Here is a 21735-nt window from a genome sequence, read left to right on the forward strand (position 1 = left end):
CGATGTTTGGATACTTGAAAAGTAGAAATATTTAAATACATAATATAATTTTATTTAGAAATTTCACTTCCCAAAAGCAAAGTAATAAATTTACATATCGTCCAAATACTTTATACGTTTGGTAATTTAGGCCAATAATTTAGATAAATATTTTAACATTTATGGGAATCAATATCACTTATTACATTGTAAATGAAAACGATATAGAAAAATTAAAGGCAAAAGACTTGGATTTTGAAACTTACCTGTCGGACCATGTTACTAAAATTCATGAATATAAAGGATTTTGGTTTAAGCATAACGTTTTTGGTCAGGGTATAAAATCTTGGAATCCATTAATTGAATTAATTTGTTGTCTGGATACGTCCTCAAATAATGTATGTCGAAAGATTTTGAATGAAAATAATTTGAATCCCGATAGTGTCTTGGGGTCAAACTTTTATTTGATCAAACCGTCAACCGTTGTATCCATTTTCTAAGAACTGAAAAAAATATCCTTGTTTGACATCGAACTTGCAACAGAGAATCCGGAACTGATCGCTAAGGTTGTAAATGCACCAGGGTATCATATGTATGGTATTAAAAATAAACAAAGCATGGTAATTGAATTTATGGAATTACCTGATACCTTTTTATACCGCTCAACAAGGAAAAAAGCTATCGTAATTAACTTAGGTAAGGTTGAAACTGGGTAAAAGAGCACAAGCAAATAAAGTGGCAATCCTCGGTTTATTAATTAATAACTATATTTAAACTGTGTTTGTGAGAAGCTAAGTTCGTGAATCACCTACGTACGGGAATCAGCAATATATTATTCATAACATAAACAAGTATTTAATTTATCATACAATAAAATGAAGACACTTTTTTTAACCATAATTTCCTTGCTTTTTTTTAAAGTTGCTTTCCCACAAATTACATTTCAAAAAACATATACCGGCGGAAATGGAAGTGAAGGCTATTCAGTGCAAGAAACCACGGATGAGGGTTATATCATCGTTGGAAAAGCCAGCGAGGTTTTAACACCTTGGGACAAAACAATCTATGTAATAAAAACAGATAAAAAAGGAGATGTTATTTGGTCCAAATTTTTAGGAGAAAGTTATGATGTAGCTTATTCAGTTCAACAAACATCCGATGAAGGGTTTATAATTGCAGGAAGTACTTTAAATTACGGGGCCGGAAATTGGGACGTTTATTTAATTAAACTCGATTTTGATGGCAATATTGCCTGGACAAAAACAATTGGTGGTAATGAGGATGATCGTTGTTATTCCATTCCTCTAAACTGGTGATGGTGGTTTTATCCTGAAGTTGGAACTACTTCAAGTTTTGATGTAGGTTTATTATGACGTTTATTTAATTAAAACCGATAGCATTGGAAATACAGTTTGGTCAAAAACTTTTGGTGGAACAGGAGGATTATGCTTTTTCTGTGCAGGAAACTCAGGATAACGGTTTTATTATTGCGGAAATACAAAGTTTTGGTCCGGATTTATCCACTGATGTTTATTTAATAAAGACAGATAATCTTGGAAATGCACTTTGGTCAAAAACTTATGGTAGCTCCAATAATGATATTGGCACGACAGTTACACAAACCAATGATAATGGTTACATTATAGTTGGAAGTACGGAAGGATTTTTATCGTATCCAAAATCCGATTTTTATGTGATTAAAACTGATGAGGCAGGAAATACACTTTGGTCGAAGACCTATGGTGGAGAAAGTTATGACATTGCCACATCTGTTTGCCAAACTGTAGATGGCGGTTTTATTATTTCTGGAAATACAAACCGAAACGAGGATGGAGTTTTCAATTGTTATTTAATTAAAACTGATGCGAAAGGTAATGTAGCATGGACAAATACTTTCGGCAGGGCAAATTACAATTTTGATGGATATAAAGTTCAGCAAACTGTCGATGGAGGTTATATCGTAGCGGGTACAACTTATAGTTATGATGAACCGTCTGGCGTAATTTATTTAGTGAAAACTGATGCTTTAGGAAACACGGGCTGCAATAATGAGGAGGTAAATACAATTGTAAATAATCCTGAAACTCAGGAAATGAATCCTAATACACAGGAATCAACTGTAACCCCATCAGAATCAATGCCAGTGACAATATCTATAAATGGACTTGACATTCCCAATACCATTTGCTATAATGAATTAGTTGTTGTCAATTCACTATTTGTCTATCCTAACCCAATAGAAAATGAAATAATTGTTGCTGGTACGGGAAAAAATGGCGAATTAAAAATTTATACCTTATCCGGGCAGTTAGTTTTACATCAAGAAACTTTCGTTTTAGAAACAATTGTGAATACAGCAAATTTGTTGACAGGTTTTTATTTACTCAATTATCAGGATGCAGATAAAAAGGCAAATATCAAATTGATAAAACTTTAATAAAAAAATAACAATATCCCATTAGGTTTCTAGATAAATGAGCCTTCGAAATCTGCTTGTGCACCACGCACAAAAATTAAAAGGAAAATATGAAATTTAAAGGTAAAGTATAAAAAATGGAAATAATTTTTGAACACTTTTGGTTGGTATTTATTATAGTGATTTTGTCAACGCTTTCATTATGCGGAAACGCTATGATTCGTATATTGAAATTAACCCTGACCTTAAATTGGGTTATGACAAACTATTTAAAAACTTTTTAATTTTTGCAAATATCCCTTGGTTAATAATGGGGATTGGTGACTTGGCAGGGCTTACCAACGGAATATTTGAGTTTTTAATGCCACGACATTTAAATCCAATTGTGCTTATTTTTCATGCTAGTTTAATTACGCTTTGGGGCCTTGGAAGTTATTGGATTTACCTAAAAGCCGGCGCTGAATTTTAGCAGAAACACCGGTTTTTAAATACCGGTGAACCAAGTAAAAACAGATCAGGTTAATAAAAACAAGGTCAAATTTATGTGGACACTCATGAGTGTTTGGCGGCATTATTGGCGAAATACTGATGTGGAACATGAAGGGCAACTTTGAATTTAAATATGGAATACAATCACCTCGTTTACGACTTTGCGATAGACTCCCAGATTAGGGTTTATGTTTGATACCCTTGCTATTTGTTGCAGTGGGGATAGGCATTTTCATCTATAATAAAAAATTTGTGGACAATAGCGCTACATCAACCTTTGGCATTAATAAACGTGCATCGGAATGGTGTTCAGTGCCATATTCGCTGCATTTGCAGTATTAATTTCTATTTTTAATTCCTCTATGGTTGGTGAATACTTCGAAACAAGAAACATTTACAACAATAAGCAATATCAAACAGTAGCAGGAATGGTGGAAATTATCACCCAATGCCTTCTGGAGGACACGATTCGGAAAAATTTACAGTCAGCGGTGTTGAATTTGAATTTTCAGATTTTGATGTCAGTGACTATGGCTATAATAATGCTGCCTCCCATGGCGGTGTAATCAGACAAGGATTAAATGTTAGAATTGGGTATTTCAACAATGGCGACAAAAATGTTATCCTTAAATTAGAAACAGAATGAAGCTTTGAGCATATCAAAGTTGCCAAATTAAAACCTATAAAAATTCTCGAAAATGGACCTTTTATTCATAATGAATGTAAATAGATTCCCAGTTATATGTATAATTTCTATAATAATGCTTCTTATTTATAAAAAAGGAGAATAAAAAATTAAAAGAATTTTAGTGGTTGGCTTTTTATTTGGATTTATTGCCCTCTCTAATTCACATCAGGTTTTGGAAACTGGAATGCAATCAAAAAATTTGAAGATAAGGGGGTTAGTAAAATTGAATTGCGACCATCCACTCCGCTGGGAGTAAACTTAACAGATTCAGCGTTTATTATTCACGACAAAAATCAGATAAATACAATTTGTAATTTCCTGCATAACTGTGATCTTTATTTTGCTCAACATTCAAATAGAGTTTGGGAAGCTAATATGATTCTTATTGGAAATGATGGGGACACTTTGTTAAGTGAAATAAGCAAACTTGAAAATAATTGTATGGTTATTAATATGCCTCGAGCGGAATTGAGAAATGATGACCTTGATAATTATTTGGAAACTGTGACTAATTATAATAAACCTCAAATTGGGGACAAATAATTCTTAAATACGAAGTAATCAATACTTTAGGTGACAAATATCCAATAAAATTGCGTGAACAGATCAATATTCCCCTGTAAAATTTCTTTTTTAAAAAATTTGTATTTTTATTATAAATTCTTTAAAAAATTCAATAAAGTTCTATGAATCTAAGTGCCCTTATTAATATGAAAAGATGTTCGCTGATATTATTATATTATTTATTGATTTTAGGAAGTTGCAAGCAACCAACAAAATCGGTCAAGAAGGCTCATCAAGCTAGTCAAACTATTGCGAATAATACGATGGATACTATTGGAACAGCCGTTGAGGTATTTCAATTATCAGCATACCATCATTCAAACAGATTTTTATGATACAGTATTTTCAAAGTTTTCTGACGAAATGGTGGAAGATTGTTTTACCTTTTACATATGACGGAAATATCAACGATACAAAAGTACAGTAAGAATAACAACAACAAAATCTGGTGAAATGATTTATGAAAAAACTTTTACAACGAGTGATATTGTAAACGGATATTCAACTATAACATTTCTAATGATATAGAAATGGAGGGTATATTTTGTGGGAGGCTAGAGCAGTATTGGATAAAACTTCGTTTGTTGATATGCCAATGATGAGGAAATAATATTATTAATTCCGCCAAGAAGATATTAAAGACTACGAAACATTGGTTGAATGTCGTGAAGAAAACAGACCTTTGTTTTGTATAGCATTACATGAGGAAGACATTACCATAATTGGATTCTCAAAGAAAAGAACAAAGTAGTTGACTTAATTTATTGTTGCTAGGTTATGCGATTAATAAAACCTTAAACTAATTAACGAACTTTGCCTAAATATACCAACAGGAAAGCAGAAAACCAGTAGAGTAGGCAAAGCAAAAAAATAAACGATGAAAAATTTATGATTGATATTCTTTTACAAGGAATAGATGATGAAACGAGAATGAAATTATTAGCGAAGGAACAAGAAATAATAAAAGAATGGGAGGACAATGGAACCCTTTTGGCTTCCTACATAAAAGCTGATACCGCGAATTTACCTGATACTATCCACTGAAGACAAAGCAGACGCAGATAAAAAACTTTCCACGCTCCTTACTATCCATATATGAAAATCGAAATAATGACGTTGAGGTGAGAAGATAGGGGCTAAGGCGGTAGAGGTTATATGTGAAGCGTATCCGAATCATCTAACAATTGGCGACTTGTTTAAACAATATCTATGCAAACTCGTTTTTTCTTAAGTATACTAATAAGTTTAGCAATTATGGGTTGCCATTCAACTAAGGCTATAAACTTAATCAAGAAACAGTTTGGTTACCTGTTGTTGCGAACCCCAATAATAGATGTAAAAGTGAAAACTTCCTTTTATAATTTAAAACGACAACCATGGAACAATTTAAAATAAGGCATGATGGTTTTAAAGAAATAAGAAAAGCTTTACTAATTAAAGCAATTCCAAATTCACTATTAGCCGCACTCTTCGGACTTGCAATTGCTTATTTTAGTAATAACGAACAACAAAGCGATGTGAAAACTTTGCCGTTTGCAATACCATTGGTATTGGGACTATTAACCATTTGGACTTTATCGTGGTATTAAAGACAAGAAGCGCTCTTCCATAGTTATAGCCTGATTCTTGATAATAATAGTATTATTAGAGAACAAATCAATACACCAACAATAACTGTTTCAACCTCAGATATCACGGAAATTATTAAATATTCAAATGGTAGTTTTACTATAAAGGAAATTCAAACTTTAATGTAATAGGTGTGCCTTCGCAAATAGAAGATTATGAAAAGCTTGAAAAGTTACTTTCGGAAATAAGGCCTATTTCGGTGAAAACGGATACACCTTTTCTTCAAAATTTCGAGGATTGATTTCCATATTTACATTAGGCTTAATGGCTGCAGTTGCTATTTCCAATGACAAACTCATAGTTGGTGTATCTGGGACTGTTTTACTTGCAGTTTTGGGTTACTCAGTTTTTGAAATACAAAGAAGCAAAAATATTGACTATAAAACGAAAAGAATATTTTGGTGGGTAATTTTAGTGGCAGCTTCAGTTTGTAGCGTTATGTATTATAAACTAACTATTTAAATATAAGCAATTACTAACGAAAAAACTCAATTTAATTGCAATTCCCAAAATTAAATTTATTTTATAAATGTTGCGAAAGGAAAGTTATAATTAGTTTAATACTTTTAGAACCATGACACAACTTAAACAAAAATACGGACTTCTAATTATCGGTATTGCACTCGGAATCGCATATGGACTTGTAGCAAGGTTAGTATTCGGACAAAGTGCAACTTTGGCATCTGTAACATATTTATTTATCGTTCCAACCATTTTAGGTATTATTCCTTTAATGTTTGCAGACAATAACAAACTAAAATCTTACAGGAACATCATTTTTATACCTTGGCTTACAGTTGTGACCTTTTTTTTGACAATGTTCTTGTTTGGAATTGAGGATTTTATTTGTTTGCTAATTCTTGCTGCACCATTTTTTATTTTAGGAACAGTAGGCGCACTAATTTTTAGAATTGTACAAATTAATAAACAAAAAAGAAAAGGAAAATTGCTGTCAATAGTTTTGCTCCCTTTCATATTTGCTCCTATCGAAGAATACATAAATAACCCTTCTGATACTTTCTGCGTAAAAAGTGAGGTTGTTATCAATGCAAATGCTCAATTAATTTGGGACAACATTGTTGAAGTTAAAACAATCAACCAAACTGAATATAATAAGGGGATATTCAATTCAATTGGTATCCCAAGACCCATTAGTGCGGAAGTTGATAAAAAAGAAGTCGGTGGTCAGAGAATAGGAAATTTTGAAGGGGGTTTAAAGTTCATTGAAACAATTACTGAATTTAATGAAAACAAAAAGGTAGCATTCGACATAAAAATTGACCCAACAACAGTGAGCCAAAAAGTGTTTGACCAACATATTTTAAAAGGCAACTATTTCACATTTGTTGATGCAACTTATGAGTTGACAGACCTTAAAAATGGGCAAGTGAAATTGACGCTTTCTTCAAGTTATCAATTGACTTCAAAAATTAATTTTTACGGAAAATTTTGGGGCAATTTAATATTGAAGGACTTTCAAGACAGACTATTAAACGTAATTGAAGACAGATGTGAAAAAAGAATTAGTGTTGTTTACAGGTATTTTGTGTCGGATTTAAAAGAGATTAGAATTTTCAACTTTGCTTTCCTGTTCAACTTTCGTAAATTAGCTGAGCGCTTTGGTTTAAATGCAGCTCAGAACGCAAATTGCTATTGTATTTAACAAAATAAATATATAACAAATCAATGAATTCACTTAAATTGGTAATTACTATTTTCTCCTAACAATTGGACGGACCATTTCAGCTTGTGATTGTAATATGCAAGGTAAATTTTTACAGGTAGCTCCAAACACAAAACTGGTAGCTTTAGTTAAAGTGACAAAATATTTGTCGTTTAAAGAAATTTACGATGTGCAAACCCCAATGTCGATGGAGGTTGAAATTATCGATATTTACAAAGGTGAAGAAAGCCGAAAAACAGTAATCGTTTGGGGAGACATTGGTAATTTATGCCGCCCTTACCTTTCCAGGTTTAAAGAAGATCAATATTATGTAATCGCGTTTTATGAGGGTTTAGACGGATCAAAAGTAGACGTGCACGCAAACGAAAAAACAACAGACTACGCTATTTCTAATTGCGGCGAATATTGGTTGGATGTTGATTTTATTAACAAAATCGCAACAGGTTCAGTATCTGATAACCAAAATCAAATAACTTTGGATGAGCTGAAATCCAGTCTGGATATAAAATAATATTATTTCAAGAGCATGTTTTCATTATTCAAACATAAATCAGAAAATCCTGAAGTACCCGAATGGGCTGCTTTTTTCAGCAGTAGTGAATACAGTGAGTTTATAAACGCGATTAATAATTACTTCAAAAAAAAGAATGTCACCTACGAACTTGGAGATGGCATGTTGTCGACAGGGGAAAACATCTTTGGATTTGCTTCTATAGGACTAATCAATGTTGCGCAAGTTTGTAAACAAAACAAGCAAAGAAATTATCGCAAAATTGTCTCCGAGCATTTCGATTCAATGGTTAGCGCCTATCAGTTTGAAATGGAATTTAATAAAATTGTTCATGACTTTGACAAAGTAAAAAAATACATTGGCGTTCGCCTTTACCCAAATGACTATGTTGGACATATAGGAAAAGAGTTAACTGTTGGAAAGATTTTGCGGCGACATTTATTCCATGTTAATTTTTGACCTACCGGAAAGCATAACGAACGTTCAACCTCATCAAATAGAGCAATGGGGAAGGTCATTTGAGGAATTGTTTGAAGTAGGGAAACAAAACATAAAGCATAATTACCCTTTAAGTATTTCGCAACATAAATTTAATGAGTTGGCAATTTGGTTTGTTGAAGGCAATCATTTCTTTGCACCGAACATTGTATTTGATTTAAATAATTATCCCAAGTTACTTGGCTCAAAAGGGTCTATCGTCGGAATTCCGCACAGGCATTCTGTAATTATTTATCCAATTGAAAATTTGGAAATTGTTACTGCTATCAATCAGCTTATTCCTGCCATTTATGGAATGAACGAGGAAGGGCCCGGATCTATAAGCAACAATCTTTTTTGGTATATTGATGAACATTTTGAAAACTTACCCTACAAAATTGAAGACAATAAACTGCAATTTTTCCCGCCTCAAAATTTCGCGGAAATGGTAAAGACATTGTCGGCAAAGCCTTAAAATTTGAAATGGTACATTTTCGGCCATTTTAAATCCCCCCCCCAAATATGCTAAAAACAATCATTTCCCGGCTTTTGTCGGACAAAAACAGCCAAAATTGAGGTTTTCCTGAAAACAGTACCTTGAGGCATAGTCGCTGGGCGGGTAGTAGAAAATTTGTAGTTTTATTGAAGGAAAAATGTAGTGCTTAACATTAGCACTTTAACGTTGACCTGTAGCTAACAAAATATGAGAAAAGTAATTGCAGCATTCAATATGACACTTGACGGAGTTTCTGATCATACAGCAGGAATAGCTGACGAAGGACTTCACCAACATTATTCTGAACTGATAGATAATGCCGGCGTTATTTTATACGGACGGACAACCTTCCAACTAATGCAATTTTGGCAATCATTGTTACAAAAACCTTCCGGAGAAAAATCAATGGATGACTTTGCAGTTTCAATCGATAAAATTGAAAAAATTGTGTTTTCCAACACACTCAAAACCACAGACTGGGAAAGTGCAATAATCGCTGCCAGGCCGCTCGCTGATGAAGTAATTCATCTAAAAAAACTACCCGGAAACGACATTCTTATTGGAAGCAGAAGTTTGATTATTCAATTGTTGAACAGTAATCTTATAGACGAATTTCAAATATGTATTCATCCGGTAATAGAAGGTAAAGGCATGTTACTATTTGACCAAATTTCGAAAAGAGTTTTATTAAAACTCATTAAAACAAAAATACTTAACTCAGGTGCTATTGTGCTTTATTATGAACCGAATGCATAGCAAACACACTTTTAAAAATATATAAATGATTTTCACGATTACAATTATCCCTGACGAACCTTACTACAAAGAAGCCTATGACGAATTGGTCTCCACATTAAAGCTTAAAAAGTATGAACCTTATTTTGCCATTATTATGATACTTTTTGGTATTGGGCTTTACTTTTTTGATACGGATAAAGTTTTAGGAATATTTCCAATCATTTTTAGTCTTATTGGTGTTTACGAGTTGTATAAGGTTTATAATGAAAAAAATAAATGGCTGAAGGCCAGATTAGCCAGTATTGTCACAGGCCAAAAAATCGAAATGGAATTTAGTGATTCAAATATTAGCCATAAAGGCCCGTTTTCAAATGGTGAGATAAAGTGGGAGGTATTATAAGTATACATAAAACCAAAAAAGGAATAATACTTAAACCGGATAACGGAATTAGTATGTATTTGCCCGACATGCTTTTTTCAGATAAAAATGAGATTGAATTTATTTTATCAAAAAACAAACGCAAAATACTTGATTGAGTTTAACAAAAGTAAATATAACGTTAACTGAACTATGCGTATAATTAAATTAAATAAATTTCAATTCTCTTATAACTGGTAATTAAGTTAATAAATTAAATTTTATCAATAAATCTATCGAAATTAATTATCTTCTCAAACCATTCTGCCGCCCCTACAGGGCTGGTGATTTTTCGGGTGGGAATTTTTTCTACCATTCTTTCGCTCCGCTGGAGCTGAATAAAATAAATGATTAATAAAAAATATTATTAATTGATTAACTAAAAATTCTCCGCGCAACTCCGCGGGCTGTTTCTCCCTGAGCTTTGCGGTTTCGGCTGTTAAAAATTTCAAATAAATAAATCTAAATGAAAAGTATTATAAAATTCGGCTGTTTAATCTGCACATTATCGGCACCGGTTAATATTATTAACCCCAACGAGAACTCCGAATGAAAATCGCACTCAAAATCGGCTGTTCAATTGGTACATTGGTACATAGGTACATTCGCACATCAATTAAGCCTCCAAATGAAAATCGCACTCAAAATTGGCTGTTCAATTGGTACATTGGTACATCGGTACATTCGCACATCAATAAGCCTCCAAATGAAATTCCAACTCAAAACCGGCTGTTAATCAGCACATCAACACATTAGCACATCAGCACATCAAATACCTTGTTTTTTAAACGTCACTCCAACTCCCTTATCCGCAGCACCATCTCCCGGCAAAACATAAAACGGAATATTCTGGTAAGCGTAATGGCCATTGCCATCGTAGATAAATAAATATAATCGGTAAGGGCCTTCTTTTTCGGGAGCGGTAAATGTTACAGTATTGCCTTTCGTTTTAATTCCGAGACCTTTTAATGCAGCAGGTTTTGCTTCTACATCACCACCCGCTTTTATATCAAGCTTTCGTAAACAACTTCCCAAACATATTTTAATTTATCACCATTGGCATCTATTGCTGTTGCAATAGCGGAGCAAGTGCTAAAGGTTGAATTAATACTGAATCACCTTTATGTTTATTGTTTAAAGTTACATCACTTAATACCGGTGCCGTATTTACAGGTTCTTTACCGGTCCATATTCTTTCCAATTCATCAACAGCCTGACTCGATAAACCTTTTTCATCAAATAAGCAATACCAGGTGGCTGTAGTTTCCTGTTTTTGTCCCCATAAAAAAACATAAGAGCCCATGCACATTTTTCTATCGCCTGCAATATAATTTGTGTAACGTTCTTTATATGAACTTGCTTTTTCACTGCTGCTTTGTTCAACAGGAACCTGCCACATTGTTTTTTGCACTTCCCAATGTCCGTTTGGACCCCATTCGGTAATCATATATGGTTTAGTCCATTTAGTAGTGCGCAATTGTTTTGCAACATTTCCTAAATCGCCATAAGTATTAATACCATAAATATCAATTTCGGGGCAACGCTCTAAAAGTAATCTGGTTTCTATTGTATCTAAACCTGCAGTAACTGTCATGGTAGGATGATTCGGATCTTTTTCATGAATCATTTTAGCAATATCATTTACTGCATACCACACATTGGTATTCGTATAAAATAAATCTACTTCGTTGCCTACACCCCAGGCCAGTAATGCAGGGTGATTTTTATATTTTTCAACAATTGCGGTAAAAATTCCAATTGTTGTTTTACTTTTTCAGCATTATCATAATCAAAACCATGGCGTTCGTGTTGCAGCCATAATCCTAATAATACGGTTAAACCTTTTTCTTGCGCAGCATCTAATATTTCTCCTGCGTTATCAATCCCCCAGGTTCTAATGGAATTTGCACCTATACTAACAGCTTTGTCGAACTCAACGCTGCCACCAACTCCTTTTACATAATAAGGTTCATTATTGCGATATAAAGTCCAATTGCCTTCTGCATCTTTTTGTATCGTGACCGGAACTGCCTGAGCATAAATGTTTGATAAATTAACTGCAAGCAGCAGAAGTGTCGCTACAAAAAGTTTACATTGGTGGCTAACTGGTTTCTTCATTTTTCTGATAGAGTTTTTTATCGAACTTGAATAATCGAGATGGCCGGTAAGGAACATCTTTTTCAAATTCTTCGGTTTCTTTTACATATTGAAACAGGTCAATTTTTTTCTGAAATTACCTTTATCAAATTTTTTGTCGAGCACTGTTTCAAAAAACGATTGTAGTTGTGTGAGCGTAAATTTTTCTTCTATCACACCATTCCACAATGGTTTTGTCAAAGTGCTTTCTTTCAACTTTTTATAGGAATAATCAATAATATCCCTATGGTCAAAAGCTAGTTTCGGCAAACTTTTTATGCTATGCCATTTCGCTTTATCGGCCCCAAGAGGCAGCTTTTGGGTTAAATCCCTTCAAATTTACAATGGCATAATACGCCACGGTAACCACCCTGCCCAGCGGATGCCTGTCAACAGCACCAAACGTATGCACCTGTTCAAAGTTCAAATCAGGCAAACTTGTCAGCGCTTTTAGCACTCTTCCGGCAGAGGTATCCAGGTCTTCATCAGGGTAAACCAAATCGCCGGTAAAGCCCTACAAACCCTTGTAGGGCTCAGCTCCGCGCTGAATCAGTAATACTTGTAAGTCCTTCTTACCATAGCCAAATACCACACAGTCAATGCTGAATGCTAATTCAAAAAATGAATCAATCAGGCATCATAAATCTGGTATTCATTTCGCCTTCTAAGGGTTTTGTTTGTTTTTGCCATAGTTTGCTCTATTTGGCAAATGTAAACAAGATTATAAAAATAATACTTATTGTAAAAATTACAAAAAGTATTTTACATTTATCCATTATTTCATAAACCTTTACACTTAACTAAAAAATCTTACGCTTTTCTTTGCGCTGTTGGGTTTCAGCCTTGTTTCGATGGCTCAAACCTACAATGTTACCTTTAAAGTAAACATGAATGAAGTTGCCGATCCTTTTACAACACCTGAGGTAAACGGCAATTTTAACGGCTGGTGCGGTGGCTGTGCACCCATGAGTGACCCCGATTTAGATGGCATTTGGGAAGTTACCATTGCCCTGGCTCCGGGTAACTATGAGTAAATTTGCTTACGATAGCTGGGCGGACAAGAAAACCTGATTCAGGAACATCTTGCACCGTAACAAATTTTGGTTTTACCAACCGTTCACTGGTTGTAGATGCATCAGATATCAACTTAGACCCTGTTTGTTGGGGTAGTTGCGATAATTGTGGTGCAGGTGCATTGTATGATATTACATTTCAGGTAAATATGAATGGTGTTGCAGGTCCTTTTACTACACGGGAGTTAATGGAAACTTTAACGGATGGTGCGGAGGTTGTGCCCCTATGACTGATGCAAACAGCGATGGTATTTGAAATCACTATTACATTAGCTCCGGAGTAGCTATGAATATAAATTTGCTTATGATGCATGGGCAGGTCAGGAAGCTTTAACAGAAGGTTCTTCTTGCACCGTTACAAATTTCGGATTTACAAACAGGTCGTTAACCGTTACAGATAATGCTATCCTTGATCCGTTTATTTGGGGAACTTGCGATTTTATCAATACAAACATTACACCTACAGGTATGTTGTAACTGCATGTTCAGGAACTACGCAAACATTTACCGCAGCTTCCGGCTACACGGTTATCCAGTGGAAGAAAAATGGAACAAATATTCCTGGTGCTACTGCTTCAACTTACACAACAAATCAAGCTGGTAATTACAGTGTGGTTATTAGTCAGGGAACCGCTTTCGCGCAATCTGCTCCAACTACATTAGCAATTTCAAAAGCAGCACCAAAAATTACACCAATAGGAAGTCTTGATATTTGCGCTACAGGCTCAGTAATTCTTAAAAGGTAAAATTGGCGTTGGCAGATTCTATCAGTGGTATAAAAATGGTGTTGTAATTGCAGGTGCACCATTAAATCTAACTGTAACAACTATTGGTAGCTATAAACTAAAAGAAACTACTGCTGCAGGTTGTGTGAAATCAAAACAGCTTCGGTTACATCATCATGTAAATTGGATGAATCAAACAGCGATGATTTTGTTATTTATCCAAACCCTAACAGCGGCGATTTTTCAATTCAGCTCAGTAGTAATTCAGGCACAGCAAAAGAAATAAATATCACTATTTATTCTGCCACAGGAGCTGTTGTTTATGAAGCAAATTACACTACAGAAAACAGTGTAATTAATCAGGATATTAATTTAGGTAATGGTATTGCCACAGGTATGTATCTGGTTAAAATAAGTAATGGAAACACTACTTTGAATAAAACATTAGTTATAGAATAATTTGTGGATTTTAAGTTTAAATACTGGGCTGCTCTTAACGAGCGGCCCTTTTTTTTGAATTAACCTATCAAAAAATTTTAATTAAAATCAAAACGAAAAATTAAGAATCCTGCCCATGTTGTAGGGACGTATTGCATGCGTCCTTACGACATGGGCAGGATTCGTTTGCGTAGGGATAGAATGCCATTTTTTACTCAATTTATCTGTAGGTGAAAATTAAGTGGGCATATCACATTCATCTTACCTATATGTCAATATTCCTGTATGTAAGGACGCATGCAATTCGTCCCTACATCCATGAACATTGACAATTTTGTACTTCGAATTATAATTGGTGGTTATGGGGCATTAAATGATATTGTACTTTTATAATAATTGTGATTTTAAAAATTGCATTATTTGATAAATTTATTACCACACCATACAATGAAAAATGTAATTCAAAACGAAAAATTAAGAATCCTGCCCATGTTGTAGGGACGTATTGCATGCGTCCTTACGACATGGGCAGTATCCGTTTGCGTAGGATAGAATGCTATTTTTTACTCAATTTATCTGTAGGTGAAAATTAAGTGGCATATCACATTCATCTTACCTATGTGTCAATATTCCTGTATGTAAGGAAGCATGCAATTTGTCCCTACATACAGGAATATTGACAATTATGTGCTTCGTATTATAATGAGCGATGTTAGGTAAATTATTGAAAGTGAAATTTTCTTTTTATTTTAAACCATAATTATCATGTCCAATTTTCCGGATTTTTAAGAATGTAATCTGAAATTTCCTTATATTCAATCTTAGATCGAATGATATGTTCATAATATCTGCTTTGCCACTTGAAATCAATGTTATTATCTATTGCGAATCGGGTGACTGCAGCCTTAAAGCCTCTTATAACCGAAGGTAAATCATGCGATATCGTACCAAACTGATTAGGAGACTTTAAATAATTTGCCGGAATGTCTAAGGGGTTTTCGTTTTGATTCGAATTGATATATAAAAACTTATTATAATTATTTTCACCAATTGTAATTATTCCATGGAAGTGGTCAGGCATAACTTGAAAAACACCCAATTCTATATTCATGTCTGGCCGAATTACTGGAATTTCGAGCCATTGCTTACTAATTTCTTTGCCAATTATACTTGGAATAAATCTGGTTTCTCGATCTTCCTCGCTAATTTCTCCTAAAATTGGCAATCTTTTTTTTGTACAAATTGTTATGAAGTAGGATGCCGCTGCAGCATAATTCCAGTTTTTCACTCGCGCTGTTTTTCGTCCCGCTCTTTCTCTATACACTAACGCCATAAAATTCAGTTTTGAGATAATACAATAACCTAAAACTAATTATTTTTTTTATAAATTGAAAATACTATATTCTATAAATAATATTAATCTTTATAATTTAACATTATCCCAGAAAAAAATTAAAATCAAAACGAAAAAGTGAGAATCCTGCCCATGTTGTAGGGACGTATTGCATGCGTCCTTACGGCATGGGCAGGATTCGTTTGCGTAGGATAGAATGCCATTTTATACTCAATTTATCTGTAGGTGAAAATTAAGTGGCATATCACATTCATTTTACCTATGTGTCAATATTCCTGTATGTAAGGACGCATGCAATTCGTCCCTACATACAGGAATATTGACAATTATGTGCTTCGTATTTTAATTGGTGGTTATGGGTCATTAAATAAAATTGAATTTTCATATTAATTGTGATATTAAAAATTGCATTATTTGATAAATTCAGTAATTACACCAAACAAAGAAAAATGAAAATCAAAACAAAAAATTAAGAATCCTGCCTCTGTTGTAGGGGCGAATTGTATGCGCCCTTACAACAGAGGCAGGATTCGCATAAGCAGAACAAATTCGATTGTTTCCACACCTTTCTCCTTCTTTTTGTTCAACCTGTGATTAAACAAGGATTTCAGATGAAAAATTTTTGTTTTTACTTTTTGTAATAATTACAAAAAGGACTATTTTTACTGTAAAATATATTTTACTATGAAACAAATATTTACTTATTTGCTGTTTTGCACCCTTGTAACAAAGTGCAATGGCAGATACCTACAATGTTACCTTCAAAGGTTAACATGAATGAGGTTGCCGCAGCGTATACCACACGGAGGTTAACGGCATTTAATGGTTGGTGCGGAGGTTGTAATCCTTTGACTGACGTTGATGGTGATGGCATTTGGGGGCTACCATCGTATTGGAATCCGGTACCTATGAATACAAATTTGCTTATGATGCTTGGGCGGTCAGGAATCACTGGTTGAAGGTTCTCCTTGCACAGTTACTGCATTTGGATTTACAAATCGTTCGTTGGTAGTTGGCGCTGCTGATGTTGTTTTGGATCCCATCTGTTGGGAAGTTGTGATGCCTGCGATGGTATTATGCTCGACCAAATGGATTTACGGTTACTTTCGATGATGCCGGTGTTGAATACGGATTAATCGGATTTGGCGGTGCTGAAGCTTCTTCAATCGAAATAGATCCTACAGATGCTACTAATATGGTAGCTAAAGTGATTAAATCAGGCGCTGCTGGATTATAGGCGGAACAACTATAACAAATGGCGCGGGTGCAGGTTTTGCAACGGCAATTCCATTTAATGATGCTGCAACTACCATGACCGTTCGCGTTTGGTCACCGGATGCAGGCATTCCAGGTGCGTTTAAAAGTGGAAGACCATTTAGATCCTACAAAATCGGTTGAAACTGAAGCTACAACTACTGTTGCGGTGATTGGGAAGTGCTTACATTCGATTTTGCAAACGAAGCACCAGGAACAGCTGTAATTAACTATGGCTATACTTATGACAAGCTTCTATCTTCTTCAACTTCGGCGTCCGGAGCTGTTGCAGGTGAAAAAACATATTATTTTGATGATGTTGAATTTGGTGGCGGCGGTGAGCCGATGACTCAACGTTACATTCGCTGTAAATATGAATGAAGTTGCTGCAGGTTTTACTACACCTGAAGTAAATGGTTCATTTAACGGCTGGTGTGGTGGCTGTAACCCATTATCTGACCCTGATGGTGATGGTATTTGGTCAACAACACTTCCCTATATTAGAAGGCAATTATGAATATAAATTTGCTTATGATGCATGGGCAGGTCGGAAGAATTAACTGAAGGTGATAGATACACAATTACATTAGGCGGTTTCACAAATAGAAAATTAGTTGTTGCGGTGGCGATGTTACACAACCAACAGTATGTTGGAAGTTTGTAACGATTGTGGTGTTATTGTTTTAGAACAAATGGATTTACCTGTAACATTCGATTTATTAGGTGTTGAATATGGTTTAATTGGTTTTGGCGGCGCAGAAGCTTCAACTAATGAATCTGACCCTACAGGTGCACCAACACTGGTTGCAAAAGTTATTAAATCGGCAACTGCTGAATTGTGGCAGGAACAACAATTACAAACGGAGCCGGTGATGGTTTGGCAAATGCAATTCCGTTTACTGATGCATCTACAATTATGACCGTTCGTGTTTGGTCTCTGACGCAGAATTCCTGTTCGTTTAAAGTGGAAGATCATGCTGATCCTACTAAATCAGTTGAAACAAGAAGCAACTACAACTGTTGCAGGCGACTGAGAAACATTAACATTTGATTTTCAAATGAAGCTCCGGGGAACAGCTGTAATCAACTTAGCTTATGCATACGATAAAACATCTATATTTTTCAATTTTGGAACAACAGGTGCAGTAGCAGGAGAAAAAACATATTATTTTGATGATGTTTATTTTGGCGAACCTGCAGAACCTGTAGTTTATAGTGTAACATTCAATGTTAACATGAATGAAGTTGCCGCAGCATTTACCACCTGAAGTAAATGGTACATTAATAATGGCTGGTGCGGTGGTTGTAATCCGTTATCTGATCCTGATGGTGATGGTATCTGAGTGCTACACTCGATATTACTGAAGGTATATCGGTTTAAATAGCTTATGATGCATGGGCAGGTTCTGAAACATTAGTTGATGGTGCTGAATGTCTTTATTACTGATGCGGATTTGTAAACCGTGCACTTGAAGTAAACAGCGATATGGTAATGGATCCTGTATGTTGGGGCAGTTGTTTTTAGATTGTGGTGCTGCTGTTACATACGATGTATTATTTACAGTTGATATGAACGAAGTTGCCGCTGCTTTTACTACACCTGAAGTAAACGGTGCATTAATGGCTGGTGCGGAGGTTGCGCGCCAATGAGTGATTTTAGATGGTGATAATATTTGGGAATTAACTATTCCGCTTGAAGCTGGAACTTATGAATATAAATTTGCTTGCGATACTTGGGCAGGTTACAAAACATTATTAGAAGGTGATCCTTGTGCAGTACTGCTATCGGATTCACAAACCGTGCTTTATTAGTTACTGAAGATGTTGCTTTAGATACTGTATGTTGGGAAGTTGTTCTTCATATGAAGCAACAGTGCCTGCACATATTGTAAAATTCCAGGTGAATATAGATACCGTAACGAAACTTTCACAACGCCTGAAGTAAATGGTATTTAACGGATGGTGCGGAGGTTGTGCTCAATGAGTGAGTTAGATGGAGACAATGTTTGGGAATTAGAAATTTTATTACCTGAAGGAACATATGAATACAAATTTGCTTACGATGCTTGGGCAGGTCCCAGGGAAGAAATTAACTGAAGGTGATATTTATGCCCATAACAACAGATGGTTTACAAACCGCGCATTAACCGTAACCCGGTCCTGCAACTTTAGATGTTGTTTGTTGGGCAAAATGTTCAAAACGCAATGTGGCAATAAATAATTCTGTTATTGGAGATGTTAATGCTTATGGCCACAACCTGCAAATATTGTTGCCTATTTATCATTCGACGATAATCGTTTATGGATACTTGAAATATCGTTATAACAGATATTACAGGAAGGATGATTCAACAATGAGTAGTGGAAAATAATAACCACGAATTAAAGCGAACGGATTTGTGTCGGGTTCTTTATCAAATAACTGTAATTAAAAACGGATGGTTATTTATTCAAATAGTTTGTCAATATTATAAATTATTTTTAGTATTGTTAGTTTCAACGGTTATGTTTTTCATAACGGGTTTTCAAGCAGAAATAGATAACCGTAAAGTAAAACACCTGTAATTTTATATTACAGGTGTCGTTTAAAATTATCGGTCTACAGTAGATTTATTAAGCGGATACTGCCGTTCTTAAATTAAAGCCTCAGCAATCATCGGATACATTACATATTCCGTCTGTATTGTCCTCCACCTCAAACAGCGACTTGGTGATTTGACCAAAGGGGCAGAATTTACAACCTCCATTAATGCTTCGAATAAGTTATTCTGGATTGCAGTTGTTTGCAAATGACGCAAATGATATGCTGTAAACGAGGTGTTTTTTTTCATACAAATTTTTAAGCGTGGTAATCTGCGCTTCTTTCTTCTTCCGTTGCGGAATTACTTCCATCGGCAAAATAGTTGGTGAACCTTTTGAGATTCAGGAAAGTATTTACACCGGTTATTGGATAAGCACCAGTATGTTTTAATGTTTCATAAAATAAACTTTCTTCCTGAATTTTCCGAACGCTGATACATCGGTTTCCATTGCACCTAATACACCGCCGCGTTCTGTCATTCGGTCAAACTCATTGAGTACAGCCTCTTCCAACCAAATTAGTTAATTCTTCAATAATAAAATGAACCCTGAATAGGATTTTCATTTTTGTCAACCCTAATTCTTTATTAATTATTAGCTGAATGGCCATTGCTCTGCGTGAACTTTCTTCTGTTGGGGTTGTAATAGCCTCATCATATGCGTTGGTATGTAATGAATTACAATTATCGTAAATAGCATACAATGCCTGCAGTGTGGTTCTGATATCATTAAAATCAATTTCCTGCGCATCATAAACTACTTCCACTGGTTTGAATATGATATTTTAACTTTTGCGAATCTATCATCCGCGCCTTATTTCATTTTCATAGCAATGGACCAAATTCTTCTCGCAACACGACCAATAACGGCATATTCGGATCAATACCGTTACTAAAGAAAAACGAAAGGTTTGGCCCAAATTCATTAATATTCATTCCACGACTTAAATAATATTCTACATATGTAAATCCGTTTGCTAAAGTAAACGCTAATTGTCTAATCGGATTTGCTCCGGCTTCAGCAATATGATATCCGGAAATAGAAACAGAATAAAAAATTACGAACCTTATTTTTGAATAAAATATTCCTGCACATCGCCCATCAAATTAAAAGAAAGCAAATTCTGTAGGAAAAATACAGGTATTTTGTGCCTGATCTTCTTTTAAAATATCTGCCTGAACAGTTACGCGGAACAGTTAGCTAATGTTTTTGCTTTAATGCCCGCATAAATTTCTGCAGAGTAATACCTGATCACCCGGTTACCTAATAATAATAATCCTAATCCGTTATTTCCTGCAGGGTAAATCTGCTGCATTGTATTTTGGACGCAGATGTTCTCTGCCTTTGTAAATTTCCTGAATTTTAGCTTCAACTTCCCGCCTCTAGTTTATTTTCAAGAATATATTTTTCACATTGTTGGTCAATAGCTGCATTCATAAAAATCAAAGTAGCATCGGCGCGGACCGTTAATGGTCATGGATACAGATGTTTTTGGATCAGCTAAATCAAATCCGCTGTATAATTTTTTGCATCATCCTAAACAACAAATACTAACGCCGCTGTTACCAATTTTTCCGTAAATATCGGACGATAATCAGGGTCGTTTCCATATAATGTTAACTGCCAAACGCGGTTGATAAACGTTTTGCAGGCATACCTAAACTCACATAATGAAAACGCGTTTATTAGTGCGCTCAGGTCCGCCTTCACCGGCAAACATACGTGTTGGATCTTCTTCTTCGCGTTTAAAAGGATAAATACCGGCGGTAAACGGAAATTCACGGGGGTTCGTTTTTATACCAATTGCCATTTGTAATATGTCGCCCCAGGCTTCATATTTCAGCAGACTGATTTTCAGAATTTGTAAATGCGATAAACTTTCCGAATGGTTTAATTTTTAATTCTTTATCGCGCACTTTGAATATATAATATTCATCAGTATACGATTTTAATTTATTATTCCAGGTTTGAATTAAATCAGATTTTCATTATCAATTTTTTCGCAACCTTTTGGTATTTCGGCTTCCAGTTTGTTTTTAATTCGGTATCATCTACAATTGACTTAGCGGTATGTAACGCGAATAAA

At 34.8% G+C, this 21735-nt stretch carries 29 protein-coding genes and 1 pseudogene; 23 read left to right on the forward strand and 7 right to left on the reverse strand.

Annotated elements, in window-relative coordinates; all coding sequences use genetic code 11:
* The first annotated feature begins 497 nt into the window (after positions 1-497).
* From IPI65_15425 to IPI65_15490, 14 genes are all read left to right on the forward strand, one after another.
* Positions 498-695 carry a hypothetical protein gene (locus IPI65_15425; protein ID MBK7442863.1) on the forward strand — a complete coding sequence of 66 codons (198 nt, stop codon included), beginning with the start codon at positions 498-500 and terminating at the stop codon, positions 693-695.
* A gap of 159 nt (positions 696-854) precedes the next feature.
* The gene (locus tag IPI65_15430) at positions 855-1295 is read left to right on the forward strand and encodes a hypothetical protein (protein ID MBK7442864.1); all 441 of its coding nucleotides are present in this window, start codon (positions 855-857) and stop codon (positions 1293-1295) included.
* A gap of 83 nt (positions 1296-1378) precedes the next feature.
* Entirely contained in the window at positions 1379-2416 is a 1038-nt protein-coding gene (locus tag IPI65_15435; protein ID MBK7442865.1) for a T9SS type A sorting domain-containing protein, read from the forward strand.
* A 181-nt stretch (positions 2417-2597) separates the two neighbouring features.
* Complete coding sequence (locus IPI65_15440) at positions 2598-2864, forward strand: hypothetical protein (protein MBK7442866.1); 267 nt, start codon at positions 2598-2600, stop codon at positions 2862-2864.
* A gap of 468 nt (positions 2865-3332) precedes the next feature.
* Positions 3333-3530: a hypothetical protein gene (locus tag IPI65_15445; GenBank protein ID MBK7442867.1), complete on the forward strand. Its 198-nt coding sequence runs from the start codon at positions 3333-3335 to the stop codon at positions 3528-3530.
* 1494 nt (positions 3531-5024) lie between these two features.
* On the forward strand, positions 5025-5180 hold the full coding sequence (locus IPI65_15450) for a hypothetical protein (protein ID MBK7442868.1): 156 nt from the start codon (positions 5025-5027) through the stop codon (positions 5178-5180).
* Positions 5181-5512: 332 nt separating this feature from the next.
* Positions 5513-5725: a hypothetical protein gene (locus tag IPI65_15455; protein ID MBK7442869.1), complete on the forward strand. Its 213-nt coding sequence runs from the start codon at positions 5513-5515 to the stop codon at positions 5723-5725.
* A 304-nt stretch (positions 5726-6029) separates the two neighbouring features.
* A complete protein-coding gene (locus tag IPI65_15460; protein MBK7442870.1) occupies positions 6030-6227 on the forward strand; it encodes a hypothetical protein in 198 nt (65 codons plus the stop codon).
* Positions 6228-6339: 112 nt separating this feature from the next.
* Positions 6340-7428 carry a hypothetical protein gene (locus IPI65_15465; GenBank protein MBK7442871.1) on the forward strand — a complete coding sequence of 363 codons (1089 nt, stop codon included), beginning with the start codon at positions 6340-6342 and terminating at the stop codon, positions 7426-7428.
* A gap of 97 nt (positions 7429-7525) precedes the next feature.
* On the forward strand, positions 7526-7960 hold the full coding sequence (locus IPI65_15470) for a hypothetical protein (protein ID MBK7442872.1): 435 nt from the start codon (positions 7526-7528) through the stop codon (positions 7958-7960).
* Positions 7961-7975: 15 nt separating this feature from the next.
* Complete coding sequence (locus IPI65_15475; protein ID MBK7442873.1) at positions 7976-8419, forward strand: hypothetical protein; 444 nt, start codon at positions 7976-7978, stop codon at positions 8417-8419.
* A gap of 139 nt (positions 8420-8558) precedes the next feature.
* On the forward strand, positions 8559-8912 hold the full coding sequence (locus IPI65_15480; protein ID MBK7442874.1) for a hypothetical protein: 354 nt from the start codon (positions 8559-8561) through the stop codon (positions 8910-8912).
* 228 nt (positions 8913-9140) lie between these two features.
* Positions 9141-9689, forward strand: a complete 549-nt coding sequence (locus IPI65_15485) for a dihydrofolate reductase family protein (protein MBK7442875.1) — start codon at positions 9141-9143, stop codon at positions 9687-9689.
* Between the two features lie 25 nt (positions 9690-9714).
* Positions 9715-10071, forward strand: a complete 357-nt coding sequence (locus IPI65_15490; protein ID MBK7442876.1) for a hypothetical protein — start codon at positions 9715-9717, stop codon at positions 10069-10071.
* A gap of 786 nt (positions 10072-10857) precedes the next feature.
* On the opposite strand, the gene IPI65_15495 is transcribed toward IPI65_15490, so the two are convergent.
* The 5 genes from IPI65_15495 to IPI65_15515 all read right to left on the reverse strand — a co-directional run bounded on the left by IPI65_15495 (position 10858) and on the right by IPI65_15515 (position 12724).
* Positions 10858-11124 (reverse strand): hypothetical protein, encoded by a 267-nt coding sequence (locus IPI65_15495; protein MBK7442877.1) that lies wholly within the window; start codon positions 11122-11124, stop codon positions 10858-10860.
* 28 nt (positions 11125-11152) lie between these two features.
* Positions 11153-11848, reverse strand: a complete 696-nt coding sequence (locus IPI65_15500; GenBank protein MBK7442878.1) for a hypothetical protein — start codon at positions 11846-11848, stop codon at positions 11153-11155.
* Positions 11782-12207: a hypothetical protein gene (locus tag IPI65_15505; GenBank protein MBK7442879.1), complete on the reverse strand. Its 426-nt coding sequence runs from the start codon at positions 12205-12207 to the stop codon at positions 11782-11784. The genes IPI65_15500 and IPI65_15505 overlap by 67 nt, the downstream gene beginning before the upstream one ends.
* 81 nt (positions 12208-12288) lie before the next feature.
* Positions 12289-12495, reverse strand: a complete 207-nt coding sequence (locus tag IPI65_15510; protein ID MBK7442880.1) for a hypothetical protein — start codon at positions 12493-12495, stop codon at positions 12289-12291.
* 25 nt (positions 12496-12520) lie between these two features.
* Positions 12521-12724 carry a hypothetical protein gene (locus tag IPI65_15515; protein ID MBK7442881.1) on the reverse strand — a complete coding sequence of 68 codons (204 nt, stop codon included), beginning with the start codon at positions 12722-12724 and terminating at the stop codon, positions 12521-12523.
* Between the two features lie 352 nt (positions 12725-13076).
* On the opposite strand from IPI65_15515, the gene IPI65_15520 reads away from it, so the two are divergent.
* From IPI65_15520 to IPI65_15535, 4 genes are all read left to right on the forward strand, one after another.
* Complete coding sequence (locus IPI65_15520) at positions 13077-13259, forward strand: hypothetical protein (protein ID MBK7442882.1); 183 nt, start codon at positions 13077-13079, stop codon at positions 13257-13259.
* Between the two features lie 2 nt (positions 13260-13261).
* A complete protein-coding gene (locus tag IPI65_15525; GenBank protein MBK7442883.1) occupies positions 13262-13528 on the forward strand; it encodes a hypothetical protein in 267 nt (88 codons plus the stop codon).
* 201 nt (positions 13529-13729) lie between these two features.
* Positions 13730-14044 carry a hypothetical protein gene (locus tag IPI65_15530; GenBank protein MBK7442884.1) on the forward strand — a complete coding sequence of 105 codons (315 nt, stop codon included), beginning with the start codon at positions 13730-13732 and terminating at the stop codon, positions 14042-14044.
* 120 nt (positions 14045-14164) lie between these two features.
* Positions 14165-14482, forward strand: coding sequence for a T9SS type A sorting domain-containing protein (locus IPI65_15535; GenBank protein ID MBK7442885.1), 318 nt, complete (start codon positions 14165-14167; stop codon positions 14480-14482).
* Positions 14483-15224: 742 nt separating this feature from the next.
* Here IPI65_15535 and IPI65_15540 read toward each other — a convergent pair.
* On the reverse strand, positions 15225-15794 hold the full coding sequence (locus IPI65_15540; protein ID MBK7442886.1) for a hypothetical protein: 570 nt from the start codon (positions 15792-15794) through the stop codon (positions 15225-15227).
* 1455 nt (positions 15795-17249) lie between these two features.
* Between IPI65_15540 and IPI65_15545 the strand changes: the two genes are divergently transcribed.
* From IPI65_15545 to IPI65_15565, 5 genes are all read left to right on the forward strand, one after another.
* Positions 17250-17450, forward strand: coding sequence for a hypothetical protein (locus tag IPI65_15545; protein ID MBK7442887.1), 201 nt, complete (start codon positions 17250-17252; stop codon positions 17448-17450).
* Positions 17443-17586 (forward strand): hypothetical protein, encoded by a 144-nt coding sequence (locus tag IPI65_15550; protein ID MBK7442888.1) that lies wholly within the window; start codon positions 17443-17445, stop codon positions 17584-17586. Before IPI65_15545 ends, IPI65_15550 begins: the two co-directional genes overlap by 8 nt.
* 130 nt (positions 17587-17716) lie before the next feature.
* Complete coding sequence (locus IPI65_15555; protein ID MBK7442889.1) at positions 17717-17989, forward strand: hypothetical protein; 273 nt, start codon at positions 17717-17719, stop codon at positions 17987-17989.
* A 138-nt stretch (positions 17990-18127) separates the two neighbouring features.
* Positions 18128-18337, forward strand: coding sequence for a hypothetical protein (locus IPI65_15560; GenBank protein ID MBK7442890.1), 210 nt, complete (start codon positions 18128-18130; stop codon positions 18335-18337).
* A 235-nt stretch (positions 18338-18572) separates the two neighbouring features.
* Positions 18573-18719: a hypothetical protein gene (locus IPI65_15565; protein ID MBK7442891.1), complete on the forward strand. Its 147-nt coding sequence runs from the start codon at positions 18573-18575 to the stop codon at positions 18717-18719.
* Positions 18720-19734: 1015 nt separating this feature from the next.
* On the opposite strand, the pseudogene IPI65_15570 reads toward IPI65_15565, so the two are convergent.
* Positions 19735-21625, reverse strand: a pseudogene (locus tag IPI65_15570) (methylmalonyl-CoA mutase).
* Between the last annotated feature and the right edge of the window lie 110 nt (positions 21626-21735).

The sequence above is a fragment of the Bacteroidota bacterium genome (assembly GCA_016706255.1).
Lineage (GTDB): Bacteria > Bacteroidota > Bacteroidia > Chitinophagales > BACL12 > UBA7236.